Here is a 15,451-nt window from a genome sequence, read left to right as displayed (position 1 = left end):
ATTTTAAATCTGCAGCACTGCTAACTGATGAAGTCAACTGATCAAATATAGGCGAAAGATTGTTAAAACTGATGGAAATATCAACTTCATCAAGAATGTTATTCAGAACAATTGTACCATCTCCATTTCTATGTACAGATGGATCAAGTATTCCATTAATTGTTTAATCTTTCATATTTGTATATTTAAAATATAGGGCTAATATATGTTTATTTTCAATAAATGAGGTATTAATTTGATATTTTATAATTGTAATATTATTCTCATTTATCTGTAAAAAGGTGCAATTTTTATTTTTGTACATAATAATTTATCTTTGATAAACTTATACAACAATCTTATGAAAAAAATAAATATCGCTACGCTCGCGCTTTCAGGAATCGTTTTTTTGAACTCCTGCGGAACGGCGAAAAATACTGCTGCAAAAGAGGAAAAACCACCTGTGAACGTAGTGGCTGTAAATACAGAAACTAAAATTTTCCCGGAAAACGGAATCAATTTAGAGTATATGGATAAAACCGTACGCCCGCAGGATGATTTTTTCACTTATGTGAACGGAAACTGGGTGAAAGATACACAGATTCCTTCAGATAAGGCCAGTTGGGGATCTTTTAATGCGCTTCGAGAAAATGTGGATGATTCGTCACTGAATATCTTAAATAAAATTCTTTCCGAAAAATATAAAGACGGTTCCGAAGGACAGAAAATTCAGAATCTCTATGCAACTTTTATGGATGTTCAGAAGCGGAATGCAGATGGCTTGGCGCCGATAAAATCTGATTTGGCTAAAATTGATGCCATCAAAAACACAAAAGATCTGCAGAAATATCTGCTTGATGCGACGCCGGTTGGCGATAATTCTTTTTACGGTTGGCGTGTGGGTGCCGATTTGAAAAATTCTAAAATGAACGCGGTGTATCTCGGAGGCCCCGATTTGGGTTTGGGAAGAGATTATTACCAGAAAGTGAATGATGCCAACACAAAAACTCTGGCAGAATATCAGCGTTATGTGGCAAAACTTTTTATGGTTTTAGGATATAAAAATTCAGATACTGCAGCACAAAATGTTGTGGCTTTTGAAAAGCAGATGGCAAACGATCTTTTGACGAACGAGCAGAACAGGGATGCGAACCTTCGTTACAATCCAAAGAAAATATCTGAACTTCCTGCGCTTTCAAAGAATATTAATTTGGCTGATTATCTCAGCGGTTCAGGTGTGAAAACGGATCTGGTAATCATCGGTGAGATGAACTATTACCAGAATCTTGATCAGTTTCTTTCACAAAAAAATATTCCGCTTATTAAAGATTATCTGAAATATCATATCATCAACGGCAATGCAAGCATTTTGGATGATAATTTAGACAACATCCGTTTTGATTTTTATTCACGGTATCTTCAGGGCCAGAAGGAAAAGCGCGCGATGGATAAGCGTGGTTTGGAGATGGTAAATGGAGTTTTGGGAGAAGCTTTCGGAAAATTATATGTGGATGAATATTTCACGCCGGAATCCAAGCAGCAGATGGAAGTTTATATCGATTATCTTTTAAAATCGTTTAAAAAACATATTGCAGAGATCGACTGGATGTCTCCACAGACAAAGGAAAAAGCGCAGGAAAAACTTTCGAAGTTTACTGTGAAAATTGCTTATCCAGATCAGTGGAAAGATTATTCTAAACTTAAAGTCGAAGCTCCGGCGCAGGGCGCAAGTCTGTATTCAAACCTGAAAAATGTTTCGCTCTGGCAGTATGATAAAAATTTAGATAAAATAGGAAAACCGGTTGACAAAACCGAGTGGGGAATGTCTCCGCAAACGGTAAACGCCTATTACAGCGGCTCAAATAATGAAATCGTTTTTCCTGCTGCAATTCTTCAGCCGCCTTTTTATAATCCTAAAGCTGATGCTGCGGTGAATTTTGGCGGAATCGGCGCCGTTATCGGTCATGAAATTTCACATGGTTTCGATGACAGCGGTTCACGGTTCGATGGCGACGGAAATCTGAACAACTGGTGGACAGAGCAGGACAGAAAGAATTTTGATGCAAAAGTAAGTCAGCTTGCTGCTCAGTATAATGCATATGAACCGGTGAAAGGAAGTTTTGTGAACGGTAAATTCACAAGCGGTGAAAATATCGGTGATCTGGGTGGCGTTGCGGTAGCGTATGATGCGCTTCAAATGTATCTGAAAGACAAAGGCGATGTGGGTTTTATTAGCGGTTACACACAGGATCAGCGGTTCTTCTTAAGCTGGGCGACGGTCTGGAGAACCAAATCGACCGATCAGTATATGATTAATCAGGTGAAAACCGATTCGCATTCGCCGGGATATTTCCGGGCGTTTGGTCCGCTCGTCAACCAGGATTCTTTCATGAAGGCCTTTGATGTAAAGCCTGGCGACAAATTGTACAAAGCGCCGCAGGACAGAATAAAAATCTGGTAAAAAACAAAAGAAAAGCACATCTCAGGATGTGTTTTTTCTTTTATAAGATATCTTTGCACTTTAAAAACTGAGATTTAATTTTTGGAAAATATACAGAAGTCTGAAGCTTTTTCGGCGATTGGCAGAAAACTTACCGATTGGTATCGCGAAAATGCCCGCGATCTGCCTTTTAGGAAAACCAAAGATCCGTACAAAATCTGGATTTGTGAGATCGTTTTTCAGCAGACCAGAATCAGCCAGGGAATTGGCCATTACAATAAATTTGTAGCACGTTTTCCGGATGTGAAAACACTTGCAGAAGCCGATGAAGATGAGGTCTTGCTTCACTGGAAAGGTTTGGGATATTATTCAAGAGCGATTAATATTCATAAAGCTGCTCAACAGATTATGAATGATTTTGGAGGAAAATTTCCATCAGATTATGATGATATTTTAAAACTGAAAGGCGTCGGAAAATATACAGCGGCGGCAGTTTCCAGCATTTGTTTCGACGGAAAACAGCCTGCAGTCGACGGAAATTTTTACCGCGTTCTGAGTCGTATTTTTGCTGATGATTTTGACATTTCCAGTTCGAAAGCTTTTGCTTATTTTTCTCAGTTGGCGCATCTTGTTTTGCCCGAAAATGTAGGAGATTTTAATCAGGCGATGATGGATTTAGGCTCAGAAATCTGCAAACCCAGAAATCCACTGTGTGCCGAATGTCCGGTAAATGACGCCTGTCTCGCTTTTAACCTGAATAAAATTGCTGATTTTCCGGTAAAATTAAAGAAAGCAAAAACTACAGATCTTCATTTGAAATACTATTTTATCAGATACACAAATCTCTTCGCCATCCGTCAGCGAAAAGATGATTTTATCTGGAAAAAACTGTATGAGTTTCCGGATGAACTGCCTGAAGAATTTCAGAAATTTGTGAATGATACAGTGACGGTAAAGCATAAACTCACCCATAAAAATCTTACCATCGAAATTTTGGAAGTTATTTTAAACTCGGAAAATGAACTTCATGATTTTGCTTCAGCGCAGGGTTTTATCATTGTTTCTTTTGAAGAAGCGCAGTCGAAATCTTTTCCGAAACCTTTGCAGAGCTATATAGAGCGTTTTGGCGGTGGCGGAAATTTGTTTTCTGATTTCTAAAATCTAATTTGTATTTTTGCCGGATGATTAAAAAGGTCATTTTTTTCTTAATCGCATTCACTTTGTTTTCGTGCAAAAAAGATGTGGTTCCGAAACCTCCGGGCGAACTTCGACTCGATTATCCCGCACCGAAATATTCGAAATTTGAGCCTAAATGTGCATACACATTCGAGGTTTCAGATTTTGCTACCGTTTATCCGGGGAAACAGCCGTGCTGGTATTACATTAATTACCCGAAAATGAAGGCAAAAGTATTTTTCACTTATTATCCGATCACCAACAATTTTGCAGATCAGGTAAAAGAAGTAGAAAAACTTGTTTACAGACATACTATTAAAGCCAGTTCGATTGATGCCAAATCTTTCGAATATCCTGAAAAGAAAGTTTTTGGAAACTTTTACGAGCTGAAAGGTCAGGTAGGAACCAATCTTCAGTTTTACGCGACCGACAGTACGAAGCATTTTGTGAGCGCGTATCTCTATTTTAATTCAAGACCAAAACCAGATTCTCTTGCGCCGGCTGTAGATTACATCAAGCGCGATATGAAGCATCTTTTGGATACTTTTGAATGGAAAAATTAATATTTTAAAAATATAACAAACTAAATATGAAACTTTTAGTAGTAGGAAGCGTCGCTTTTGATGCAATTGAAACTCCGTTTGGGAAAACGGATAAAATTTTGGGCGGTGCTGCTACATATATCGGGTTGACGGCCTCTGTGATGGGCGTGCAGTCTGGGATTGTCTCTGTCGTGGGCGGAGATTTTCCACAGGAGAATTTAGATAAATTTACAGACCGAGGGATCAATATCGAAGGTCTTGAAATTGTAAAAGACGGTAAAACTTTTTTTTGGTCAGGCAAATATCACAACGATCTGAATACGAGAGATACGCTGGCAACAGAAGTAAATGTGCTTGAGAATTTCGATCCGAAAATTCCTGAATCTATGCAGGATGCAGAGATTTTACTTTTGGGAAATCTTCATCCCGGCGTGCAGCTTTCAGTTTTAGAAAAAATGAAAAACAAACCAAAACTGGTTATTCTTGATACGATGAATTTCTGGATGGACTCTGCTCTTGAAATTTTAATGCAGATGATTGCTAAGACCGATGTAATCAGCATAAACGATGAAGAGGCGAGACAGCTTTCAGGAGAATATTCTCTGGTAAAAGCGGCGAAAAAAATTCACGCGATGGGACCGGAATATGTTATCATTAAAAAAGGGGAACACGGCGCGATTCTTTTCCACCAGGGGAAAGTTTTTGCAATACCTGCGTTGCCTCTGGAGGATGTTTTCGATCCGACCGGTGCCGGTGATACTTTTGCCGGCGGTTTTGCCTCATATCTTGCTAAAAAAGGACAGATTAATTTCGAAACAATGAAATCTGCTTTGATTACCGCTTCTGCAATGGCGTCATTCACCGTAGAGAAATTCGGAACCGAGCGTCTGGAAGAAATCACAGAAGCAGATATGTACAGCCGATTAAAACAATTCAAAGAATTGACAACTTTTGATATAGAACTGCAGTAATAAGGCGTTTTAAGAAATATTTATAATAAATAATTAATGAGATTTAGATTAGAATTCTAAATTTGCAATTCATTTAAATAAAAGTAATGATAAATAAAATAAAAACCGCTTTTTTAATGGGGGTTTTCGCTTTTCTCACGTCTTCGCACGTGCACGCGCAGCTACAGAAAGGTCAGCTGATAGACGGCATCGCGGCAGTTATCGGAAACGAAATTGTTTTGGAATCTGAGGTAGAAGAGCAGATGAATTATTCTAAACAACAGGGCGCAGCAACTACCGACAAATGCGAATTTCTTGAAAATCTGATCAACAATAAACTTTTAGTGTACGAAGCAAAACGGGATACACTCATCGAAAACAGGTCGGCGGTGATCAAGGAAAGAGTAAACGAAAAATATGCTCAGTTTGTATCGCAGTTTCCAGATGAAAAATCGATGCTTGCAGCGTATAAATTCAGGAATCAGTATGAGATGAAAAATGCCATCGAAAAGATTGATACTGATACGTATTACGGTCAGGAAAAGTTCCGTAGAATTACCGAAAAAGCTGACGTTACACCAAACGAGGTGACTGATTTTTATAAACTGTATCAGGGCCAGCTTCCCGAGATAAAAGATGAAGTTTCGCTTTCGCAGATCACAATGTATCCCGCGTTGACCGAAGCTCACAAACAGGAACTTATTGATAAATTGAAGAAGATAAAAGCTGACATTGTTGGCGGGCAGACTTTCGAAAGCCAGGCAAGAATTTATTCTGAAGACGGTTCTGCTGCAAATGGCGGACTGATTAAAAATATTTTTAAAGGGCAGATGGTAAAACCTTTCGAAGCTGCTGCTCTGAATCTTCAGGAAGGAGAAATTTCTGATCCTGTAGAATCTGAGTTTGGTTTTCACATCATTCAGCTGGTAAAAAAATCAGGGAAAATGTACGAGGCAAAACATATTTTGCTGAAATCTACGCCGACTGACGGCGAAATGAAAACAGCAAGAGCAAAACTGGACAGCATCCGCGGTCTGATTTTAGATAAAAAAATGACTTTTAAAGATGCAGCTTTCCGTTTTTCTGATGATAAAAGAACAAAATTCAATGCTGGTGTAATTCCCGGCACAGACGGTTCAAATAAAATTGAAAGAGAAAGTATTCCAGGATCGATTACCTACGAACTGGCAGGTTTAAATAAAGGCGATATCACCAACGCCTTTGATGATGAAGAAAATCAGAGAAAACTAGTAAAAATAGTGAAAGTTGAGGACGTGATTCCTGCACATAAGATCACTTTGGAGACCGATTACGACCGAATCAAGCAGTTTGCTTTAAATAAAAAGCGAAATGAAATGCTTGAGAAATTTGTGACTGAAAGTATTCCTAATACTTTTATCTCGCTCGATAAACGATATCAGACGTGCAACTTTAAAGGCAACTGGAAGAAAGAAGCCATTAAGAAATAAATTAAAATCCTTCAGAATTTCTGAAGGATTTTTGTTTTTAAACCTAAAAATTTCCGTTAGCATCTGGTTTTTATTATTTTTACATCATGAGCAATTTTATCGATTTTGGTGCGGCAAAAAAAATGCACGAGAAGCAGGAAAATCAAAACAGAGTCACGTCACTTTTTAAAATTAAATATCCCATTATTCAGGGTGGAATGATCTGGCACAGCGGATGGAAACTCGCTTCGGCAGTTTCAAACTCTGGCGGACTTGGCTTAATAGGCGCAGGAAGTATGTATCCTGATATTCTGCGCGAAAATATTCAGAAATGTAAATCGGCTACCGACAGACCTTTTGGCGTGAATGTACCGATGCTGTACCCGAATCTGGAGGAAATTATTCAGATTATTTTGGAAGAAGATGTTAAAATAATTTTTACTTCAGCAGGAAATCCGAAAACGTACACAGAAACTTTGAAAAAAGAAGGTTTAACAGTGGCTCACGTGGTTTCTTCAACTCAATTTGCCATAAAATGTGAAGCTGCAGGCGTTGATGCGATTGTTGCCGAAGGTTTTGAAGCCGGTGGACACAACGGCAGAGACGAGACGACGACACTTTGCCTCATCCCAAATGTAAAACAGCATATTTCTAAACCGTTGATCGCCGCAGGCGGAATTGCGCTTGGTTCTCAAATGAAAGCCGCAATGATTCTTGGTGCAGACGGCGTACAGATAGGAAGCCGGTTTGCCGCGACTGAAGAAGCCAGCGCGCACGAGATTTGGAAAAACAAGATTACAGAATTAAAGGAAGGCGATACGCATCTGACGTTAAAAGAACTTGCGCCGGTTCGTATGGTGAAAAATAAATTTTATCATGAACTCGAAGAAATCTACAACGACGGAAGAAATTCAGAAAAGTTAATCGCTGCTTTGGGCAGAGCGCGTTCCAAGAAAGGAATGTTTGAAGGTGATTTGGAAGAAGGTGAGCTAGAAATAGGGCAGGTTTCTGCTTTAATACATGAAGTTTTGCCGGTTCAGCAGGTTTTTGATCAGCTTTTAAAAGAATTTGAAGAAGCGAAAGTTCCTGCGATATAAATAAAAAAAGCATCTGTTCAAGATGCTTTTTTTATTCTCTTAAAATGTTCCTTTATTTGCTTCCAGATGTGCTTTCAGTTCGCTCCAGCCGCCACCGTTATAACCATCTTTTAAGCCTTCACCAGTCAGATATTCAAGTGCCTTTCCGCTGCGGTTGCCGCTTCTGCAAAACAGAACTATGGGTTTCTCGCTGGATAAAATTTCGTCTTTTCTCTCTTCCACTTCACCGAGCGGGATGTTTTTTGCGCCATCAATCTGGCCGTCCATTTCAAGCTCCATTGGCTCACGAACGTCGATTAACTGGTAATTTCCTGATTTTAAAACTTCTGCTAATGACATATTTTGTTTTTTAATGTTGATTTTTGCGTTATCCAAATTTTGACAACGCTAACAAATTTAATAAATAATCTTAGTTTTGCAAAGCGATCATGATGACTTTACCAGAAAAATATACGGCACTTATCAAAGCTGCAGCAAAGAAATACGGTTTTCAGAACTGCGGGATTTCGAAGGCTGATTTTCTGGAGGAAGATGCAATACCGCTGGAAAACTGGCTTAAAAATAATGCATACGGCGAAATGAAATATATGGAAAATCATTTCGACAAAAGACTTGATCCAAGATTGCTGTTGGAAGGCGCAAAATCGGTCATTTCGCTGTCTTACAATTATTTTCCGGATGAAAAAATTGATTCTTTAGATAATTATAAGATTTCAAAATATGCCTATGCGGAAGATTATCACACCGTAATTAAAGATATTTTAAGAGAAATGATTGCAGAACTTCAGGATGAGATCGGTGATTTTTCCTGCAGAATTTTTGTTGATTCTGCACCAGTTTTAGAAAGAAGTTGGGCAAGAAAATCTGGAATTGGCTGGATTGGAAAAAATGCCAATTTAATTACAAAACAAACCGGATCTTTCTATTTTTTAGCTGAAATTATCTGCGACCTCAATTTAGAATACGATCACGAAGTGAAAGACTTCTGTGGAAGCTGCCGGAAATGTATTGACGCGTGCCCTACGGACGCGATTGTCTCAGATAAAATTGTTGACGGCAGTAAATGTATTTCTTACGCGACCATCGAGTTGAAAGACGATATTCCGGAATACTTTGCAGGAAAGATGGAAAACTGGATGTTTGGCTGTGATATTTGTCAGGATGTTTGCCCATGGAACCGTTTTGCAAAACCACATTTACAGAGCAGATTTAAGCCGAATGATTTATTAAAAAACTTTAAAAAAGGAGAGTGGAAAGAACTTACTCAGGAAATTTTCTCCCAAATATTTACAAAGTCTGCAGTGAAGCGGACGAAATTTGCCGGACTCAAACGGAATATTGAATTTTTAGAAAGATCAAATCCATCAAATCAGGCAGAAGAATAGATCAACGTTTTTTCTGTGATCTTTTAGGAGCAGATTTTACGCGTACTTTGAATCTCTTTTGGGATTTTGTCATTTTCAGCATATCAGTTATTTAATTTTCAGAAAAAGTTTATTCACAAACAATCTTATTTACCATGAAATCAAAAAGCATACTGTTTTTTTTACTTAAAACTCTTGGAGTCATTTTAGGAATCGTTGTTCTCTACGCAGCACTCGGATACTTTCTGCCGTTCATAGAAGTTACGGAGAAGAACGACGGTGAGAAAAAGGAAATTCCGGTTTATATTTATACAAACGGCGTGCACACAGACATCGTAATGCCGGTAAAGAATGAGCTGCACGACTGGAGTCAGAAAGTGCTTTTCAGCGATAATCTTTCAGGTAGAACAGATTATAAATACATCGGAATCGGCTGGGGCGACAAAGGTTTTTACCTCGATACACCGACTTGGGCAGATCTCAAATTTTCTACAGCTTTCAAAGCAGCATTCTGGCTAAGCGAATCGGCGATGCACTGTACGTTTTACGATAAAATGACTGAAGCTGCCGACTGTAAAAAAATCATGATCAGTAAAAATCAATATAAAAAGCTGGTGGAATTTGTCGATAAAAAATTTGATAAAGATCCTTTTGGAAATTATATTTTGGTTCCGACAAAAGCAGTTTATGGTAAAAATGATGCCTTCTATGACGCGATAGGGAGTTACAGTTTTCTGTATACCTGTAACACGTGGACGAATGATGCTTTAAAAGCCGCCGGACAGAAAGCCGCATTGTGGACACCAACAGATTTCGGAATTTTCAGACATTACAGGTAAATTTTCCTATGATTGGCATAAAATTGGATTTATGTCGCGAAATTAACAAAAATGAAAAGATATCACTTCGGCGATATTTTCTTCTCAGAAGCAGAGATCGGTTACTTACTTTTTATTGCCATTATCGTGATTTTCATCGTTGGCATCGGTATCTATCTCATTCAGGAAAATAACAGGCCATTAGAATAAAACATATTAATACTAAACCTCTGATAAATAGAGGTTTTTTTATTTGTAAAAGTCTTAAAGTAAAACTTACGGTACATTTTTGGTTTAAATCCAATCTGTAATATTACATCACCAAAATCAAAAAATATTTAAAATGAGAAAAGCATCAATTGAAACCATTGCAGAAAAGATGAAAAATCTGGATTTCTGTATGATGACGACGTTGGACGAAAACAGAAATTTTCAGTCAAGACCGATGAGTAACAACGGAAAGGTAGATTACGATGGAGATTCGTGGTTTTTCACGTATGAAGACAGCAACAAAGTAAAGCAGATTAAAAGCAATGCGCATGTAGATTTGATTTATCAGACCGATGACATGCTTTACATCGAATGCAGCGGAACTGCCAGTGTGGTAAAAGACAAACAAGTTCTGGAAGAGAAATGGGTAAGCGGGCTCGATCAGTGGTTTCCCGAAGGTGTTGATACACCGGGAATTTGTCTGCTGAAAGTTACTGCCGACCGTGTTGTCTTTTGGCACAAGGACGAAGAAGGAGAGTATAAAGCAAAGTAAATTTATAACGGGGAATTGGTAAATGTGAAAGAAATCAATTATTCAAATATAAGTTAAAGCAGATACAGAGTTCCTTCATCGATTGCCAACCTTAAAGCACCGAAGAATAATTAAAATATTTTAAACTTTATTAAGTAAAATCATAATAATAAAAGGTGAATCTGATGATTCACCTTTTGTTTGTTTTAAGATTTAGTTTCGTTATATTTTATCTTATTCACCACTGGGTTTGCGTACATCGCCAGAAAATTTTGCTTCAGAGCTGTGTCCGAACTGTCGATCCGCATCTCAAGTCTTCGTAAAAATAATTGCCTCTCTTCCTCAGAATAATGTTCAGAAAATCGATCGGTTTTGTAAAGCAGATCGTAAGCAATAAATTTTGTTGGCCAAAGTTTATAATTTTTAATAATCGATTCGTCGATCATCTGCGCAATGGTCTGCAATTGTCGGTTCTTGTTTTCCAACGCAGCGACGCTGTCGAGTTCTGTATTTAAAACTTTTCCGGCGTGAAGATGGATGCGTTTTTTCTGTCCGAGTACGCCGCTCAGCATTGTGGTAAAATCTTCGTTATCATCTTTCACATAGATTTCATTTCTTGATTTTGCCATCAGTTGCGGCATTTTTAAAGAATCTGTCGGATCATACTCATACGAAATAGAAAGAGGCACGATTCTGAGATTTCTGAAAAAGTCTGCCAAAGATTGATTTTCCGATGCCATTGCAAGCATTTTCAAAACACCCTGCTGCGTAAAATCATTACCGTCTTTTGCCCGACCTTCGCGTTGTGCAAGCCAGACAGAACGCTTTTCAACCGTCAAAAGGCTGTTAATATATTGAGATAATGTTTTGGAGCTGTTTAACTGTTCACGAATCGAAAGATTTCTCTGAACCAAAAAATTACGGTTCAGTTTAGCCAAAACATTGAGAAATGGTTTCTGAACCAGATTATCTCCAATCGCTGAAGATGTCATCACGAAGCCGCCATTTAAAAGGACTAAGTTCAGCAAAGACGTATCCAGAACAATATCTCTGTGATTTGAAATGAAAAGATATGACTGATTTTTATCTAAGTCATCAAATCCTGAAGTCGTCAATCCTTCAGAACTTCTTTGTAAAATCTGAATAATGGTTTTCGATATAAACTGATTTTGAAAGTCGGAGATAGAATGAATGTCCCTGAATCCTTCAGTCCAAAATTCCTCATCTCGATCTGGAAATGTAAAACTCATCAAAGCCTTCATCATCGGATGTCTGGCAATGCTTTGCAAAGCCCCATTTACTTCATCATCATGGTACGGTCTTATGGCATCAAAATCTGACATGCTTTTATTTATAATTTGATTTTTGCAAAACAACGAAAATTTATTTAATTGATCTGTTTCCTGTTTTCTTCAGATTAATATTCCGAACCGAATTGTTAGAGACTGGCGTAGATTGCATTTGGTTCCAAACAGATTGCAGGAAACAAACTGCAGATGCGTTTTATTATAAACAGGCTTGTTTTAAACAAATTGGGTTTGCTTTTGGTTCCAAACAGATTGCGGGAAACAAAATGCAGATGCGTTTTATTACAAACAGGCTTGTTTTAAACGAACTGCGATTGCATTTGGTTCAAAACAGAATGTTTTTTATCACATGAATTATTGCCATCTATGATTTAAAACAAAAGAATCACCGGAATTATTCCATTTGTTTTTTATTTAGTATTTAAAAATTATTTAAAATCACTTTTTAAAAGATCTTGATTCGTGCAACAAATGACGAGCAAAATGTAAAAGAAACTGCATTTAATGCTTGTCAACATTGAATCTTCATCAAGTGCAAAAATCGTTGCGGCTGCAGGCAGAAGTTCGATGGTCGATCCAATCGAAGCTTTCTGCAGAAGAAGTTTTTATGAATAATTAGAAATATAAAAATATTACGAATAATATTCTTTAAAAATTAATGGCAAGATTTAGAATTTTTCTTAATTTCAGTATTATCTTTATTGTTATATAATTTGCTGTTTATGTCTAAAATATTCCTACTGCCGTTTTTTTTAATCTGTTTCTGTGGTTTTGGTCAGAGATCGAAAGATGATATTTTGGGTAAATGGATGGCCACGGACAAAAGCGTCGCGGTGAATGTTTATTTGGAAGGCAATTCTTTCAGGGCAAAAGTGATTTGGTTTGACGAAAGGCTCAGTAAGGGTAAACCAATGAATTCTCGCGTAGATTCAGAGAATCCTGATGTAAAACTTCGTCATAATAAAATCATCGGAATGGATGTTCTGGAAGGTTTGAATTTTAATGCTAAAAATCAGCGCTGGGAAAACGGGAAAATTTATGACGCATCAACTGGCAGGACTTGGGATGCTTCTGCCGAACTGAAAAACAACGGGCAAATGTGCGTTCGGGGATTCTGGAAATGGAAATTTATCGGCAAAACACTTTGTTTTGCACGAATGTGAAAGTCCGGTTAAAATTATTTTTATCGTGTTTACCATATAATTGCTGGAACTGGAGATTTGTTTTAAGATCATATGGTTTTATTGAAGTCTACAAATTAACATAAAGTAAATAAATACACGTTTCAGGACACTCTGTCCAAAAAATCAGGGAATCGCATCTGCATAAAAGTCTGTTGGATACGTTTTTGAATTGATATGGATGTATCTGAAAACAGTAGAATGAAATTAAAAGTTAAAGTATCCATCCGTCAGTATCTGAAAATATTATTGAGCTTGGCTTACACAAAGCCGGTCATGATATTTCTAATCTGTTTTGCCTTACTGATGCTGCTTTGGATTGCATTTTATCATCTGGAAATATTCAATCTTCCAAAGCCTTTAATATACCAGTATATCACATTACTTTTAATAGCGGTTATTCAGCCGACGGTGATACTTTCTACCATTGTGCGGAATTATTATTCGAGTAATCATTTGAGAGAAACACTGGATATGAATCTGACTGATGACATGATAAAAATCCGCGGCGAATCATTCTACATGGAAATTCTCTGGCCAAAAATTTATAAAATAGTTGAAAAGAAAAAATGGTTTCTCATCTATCAAAACAATTTATCTGCGATCATAATTCCTAAGAAAGAACTGTCTACGGAGCAGGTAAGACAAATTCAGCAGATTTTAGGATCAGTTGAAACTATAAAATAATCAATCTAAAATCACAGGCGCCTGTACATTATAAAATGAGTATTAGGCTTTGTATTTGTTATCAATACGAAAAGCAGCGATGAAAACAGGTTTAGTTTGGTTTAAAAATGATTTAAGACTTCATGACAATGAAGCTTTGACAAAAGCAGCCGAAGAATGTGATGAATTAATTTTTTGCTATTCGTTAGAAAAAAGCCTTTTCGAAGAACTTGCTTTAGGATTCAAAAAATGTGACATCAACCGTTTTAAATTTCTCGGACAGTCCATTGCTGATCTGCAGAATAACCTCGAAAAGATCGGCGGTCATCTGCTGATCGGATCTGATTCTGCAGCTCAATTTTTGCCGGAACTGGTAAAAAAATACAATATTTCAGATATTTATGCAGAAGAAGAATATGCCAGCGAAGAACTTGATTTAATTGGAAAAATCCGGAACAGTCTGCCTGAAATCAATTTTCATTTTTATTGGGGGAAAACGCTGTATCACAAAGACGACATTCCTTTTAAAATTTCAAATATTCCTCTTTCAAGTAAAGCCTACAGAATTCCTGCCGGGAAGGAATCGGAACCGAGAAAAACCTTCAAAGCGCCAAAAAAATTGAAGAGCGTGAAGAAAGTAAAAAGTACTAATTTTCCGTCGTATAAAAAGTTTGATTTTACAAAAAAAGAATACGATGACGCGCAGCCATTTCTGGAAGGCGGCGAAACCAAAGCATTGGAAAGACTAGAATACTATACTTTTAAATCTGAACTTTTAACAGCGTACCGCTGGACAAGAAACGGATCGCAGGGTTTGGATTACAGTTCAAAATTCTCGCCTTACTTAGCTTTAGGCTGCATTTCTGCACGGGAAATTTTTGAAAAAGTAAAGGAATATGAAAGCAAGATAAAGAAAAATCAGAGTACCTGGTGGATTGTATTTGAATTGGTGTGGCGGGATTTTTTCACCTTCAAAGGGATGAAATTCGGAGATGACATTTTTAAGACGAAAGGTTATAAAAATAAAGAGATTCCGTTTGTAAATGATAAAGAAAAATTTCAGAAATGGTGCGATGGTACAACAGGAATTCCTTTTATCGACGCTCATATGAGACAGCTCAATACAACCGGATATATGAGCAACCGCGGTCGTGTGAACTGTGCAAGTTATTTTGTACACGATCTGAAAATTGACTGGACTTGGGGTGCCGCGTATTTTGAAAGCAGACTGATCGATTATGATGTCAGCTCAAACTGGATGAATTGGCACATGCAGACTTTTGAGATCTATTACACGAATCCTGTTCATCAGTCGAATAAATATAAAGCTCAGGATTTCATACGGGAGTGGATTCTCGAACTGAAAAGAGCAAATGATATTGAGGTTTTGATTCCCTGGGAATATGATATGGCAGATTATCCCAAACCGATTGAAGTGTATCCGAAATGGCAGAGAGCCATTAATTTAATTAAGAAAATTAAAATTTGACACTTGCTTTAAATGTCCGTTTTTTAGGGAAAATAAAAAATACATTGATGGCTGTCAAAAATCGTATTTTTTACTTTGCGAAATTTTTCAAAAATGAGTTTGCTTTCTTCATCATTCATTCCTACACCCTTATCAGCAACACGTAGGGTAACTAAATTTTTTCTCTGAAACTTGCTGTAGTAATTTTAATTAATGTTACAGAATACTTCTAAGAGTTAGGCATAAAAAAACCGGAAGAAAAGTGAATTCACC

15 protein-coding genes are annotated in these 15,451 nt (G+C 37.3%); 13 read left to right on the top strand and 2 right to left on the bottom strand.

The genetic code is table 11. From position 1 onward, the window contains the following. The first annotated feature begins 340 nt into the window (after nucleotides 1-340). The 6 genes from ASG01_RS09505 to ASG01_RS09480 all read left to right on the top strand — a co-directional run bounded on the left by ASG01_RS09505 (nucleotide 341) and on the right by ASG01_RS09480 (nucleotide 7,632). Nucleotides 341-2,440 (top strand): M13 family metallopeptidase, encoded by a 2,100-nt coding sequence (locus ASG01_RS09505; protein WP_055863099.1) that lies wholly within the window; start codon nucleotides 341-343, stop codon nucleotides 2,438-2,440. 81 nt (nucleotides 2,441-2,521) lie between these two features. Further along, on the top strand, nucleotides 2,522-3,577 hold the full coding sequence (mutY, locus tag ASG01_RS09500; RefSeq protein ID WP_055863097.1) for an A/G-specific adenine glycosylase: 1,056 nt from the start codon (nucleotides 2,522-2,524) through the stop codon (nucleotides 3,575-3,577). A 23-nt stretch (nucleotides 3,578-3,600) separates the two neighbouring features. Next, nucleotides 3,601-4,158 (top strand): gliding motility lipoprotein GldD, encoded by a 558-nt coding sequence (gldD, locus tag ASG01_RS09495; RefSeq protein ID WP_055863094.1) that lies wholly within the window; start codon nucleotides 3,601-3,603, stop codon nucleotides 4,156-4,158. Nucleotides 4,159-4,184: 26 nt separating this feature from the next. Next, nucleotides 4,185-5,108 carry a PfkB family carbohydrate kinase gene (locus ASG01_RS09490; protein ID WP_055863093.1) on the top strand — a complete coding sequence of 308 codons (924 nt, stop codon included), beginning with the start codon at nucleotides 4,185-4,187 and terminating at the stop codon, nucleotides 5,106-5,108. Between the two features lie 86 nt (nucleotides 5,109-5,194). Beyond that, entirely contained in the window at nucleotides 5,195-6,556 is a 1,362-nt protein-coding gene (locus tag ASG01_RS09485; protein ID WP_055863091.1) for a peptidylprolyl isomerase, read from the top strand. 86 nt (nucleotides 6,557-6,642) lie between these two features. Continuing rightward, the gene (locus ASG01_RS09480) at nucleotides 6,643-7,632 is read left to right on the top strand and encodes an NAD(P)H-dependent flavin oxidoreductase (RefSeq protein WP_185097234.1); all 990 of its coding nucleotides are present in this window, start codon (nucleotides 6,643-6,645) and stop codon (nucleotides 7,630-7,632) included. Nucleotides 7,633-7,671: 39 nt separating this feature from the next. Here ASG01_RS09480 and ASG01_RS09475 read toward each other — a convergent pair whose 3' ends face one another. After that, a complete protein-coding gene (locus ASG01_RS09475) occupies nucleotides 7,672-7,971 on the bottom strand; it encodes a rhodanese-like domain-containing protein (RefSeq protein WP_055863582.1) in 300 nt (99 codons plus the stop codon). An 89-nt stretch (nucleotides 7,972-8,060) separates the two neighbouring features. On the opposite strand from ASG01_RS09475, the gene queG reads away from it, so the two are divergent. The 4 genes from queG (at nucleotide 8,061) to ASG01_RS09460 (ending at nucleotide 10,577) form a co-directional block, all read left to right on the top strand. Beyond that, nucleotides 8,061-9,017 (top strand): tRNA epoxyqueuosine(34) reductase QueG, encoded by a 957-nt coding sequence (gene queG / locus ASG01_RS09470; RefSeq protein ID WP_410492816.1) that lies wholly within the window; start codon nucleotides 8,061-8,063, stop codon nucleotides 9,015-9,017. Between the two features lie 134 nt (nucleotides 9,018-9,151). Then, nucleotides 9,152-9,835: a TIGR02117 family protein gene (locus ASG01_RS09465; protein WP_055863087.1), complete on the top strand. Its 684-nt coding sequence runs from the start codon at nucleotides 9,152-9,154 to the stop codon at nucleotides 9,833-9,835. Between the two features lie 51 nt (nucleotides 9,836-9,886). Next, complete coding sequence (locus ASG01_RS16005; RefSeq protein WP_157844192.1) at nucleotides 9,887-10,024, top strand: hypothetical protein; 138 nt, start codon at nucleotides 9,887-9,889, stop codon at nucleotides 10,022-10,024. A gap of 133 nt (nucleotides 10,025-10,157) precedes the next feature. After that, complete coding sequence (locus ASG01_RS09460) at nucleotides 10,158-10,577, top strand: pyridoxamine 5'-phosphate oxidase family protein (protein WP_055863086.1); 420 nt, start codon at nucleotides 10,158-10,160, stop codon at nucleotides 10,575-10,577. 185 nt (nucleotides 10,578-10,762) lie between these two features. On the opposite strand, the gene ASG01_RS09455 is transcribed toward ASG01_RS09460, so the two are convergent. Further along, complete coding sequence (locus ASG01_RS09455; RefSeq protein WP_055863084.1) at nucleotides 10,763-11,899, bottom strand: hypothetical protein; 1,137 nt, start codon at nucleotides 11,897-11,899, stop codon at nucleotides 10,763-10,765. 686 nt (nucleotides 11,900-12,585) lie between these two features. On the opposite strand from ASG01_RS09455, the gene ASG01_RS09445 reads away from it, so the two are divergent. The 3 genes from ASG01_RS09445 (at nucleotide 12,586) to ASG01_RS09435 (ending at nucleotide 15,199) form a co-directional block, all read left to right on the top strand. Continuing rightward, nucleotides 12,586-13,026: a DUF2147 domain-containing protein gene (locus tag ASG01_RS09445; RefSeq protein ID WP_055863080.1), complete on the top strand. Its 441-nt coding sequence runs from the start codon at nucleotides 12,586-12,588 to the stop codon at nucleotides 13,024-13,026. 219 nt (nucleotides 13,027-13,245) lie between these two features. After that, the gene (locus ASG01_RS09440; protein ID WP_157844191.1) at nucleotides 13,246-13,731 is read left to right on the top strand and encodes a YcxB family protein; all 486 of its coding nucleotides are present in this window, start codon (nucleotides 13,246-13,248) and stop codon (nucleotides 13,729-13,731) included. Between the two features lie 79 nt (nucleotides 13,732-13,810). After that, on the top strand, nucleotides 13,811-15,199 hold the full coding sequence (locus tag ASG01_RS09435; protein ID WP_055863077.1) for a DASH family cryptochrome: 1,389 nt from the start codon (nucleotides 13,811-13,813) through the stop codon (nucleotides 15,197-15,199). The last annotated feature ends 252 nt before the right edge of the window (nucleotides 15,200-15,451 follow it).

Origin of the sequence: Chryseobacterium sp. Leaf180 (assembly GCF_001424585.1) — a bacterium.
Taxonomy (GTDB): domain Bacteria; phylum Bacteroidota; class Bacteroidia; order Flavobacteriales; family Weeksellaceae; genus Chryseobacterium.
Note: the sequence above shows the minus strand (reverse complement) of the source record. Positions and strands in the feature narration are given on the sequence as shown.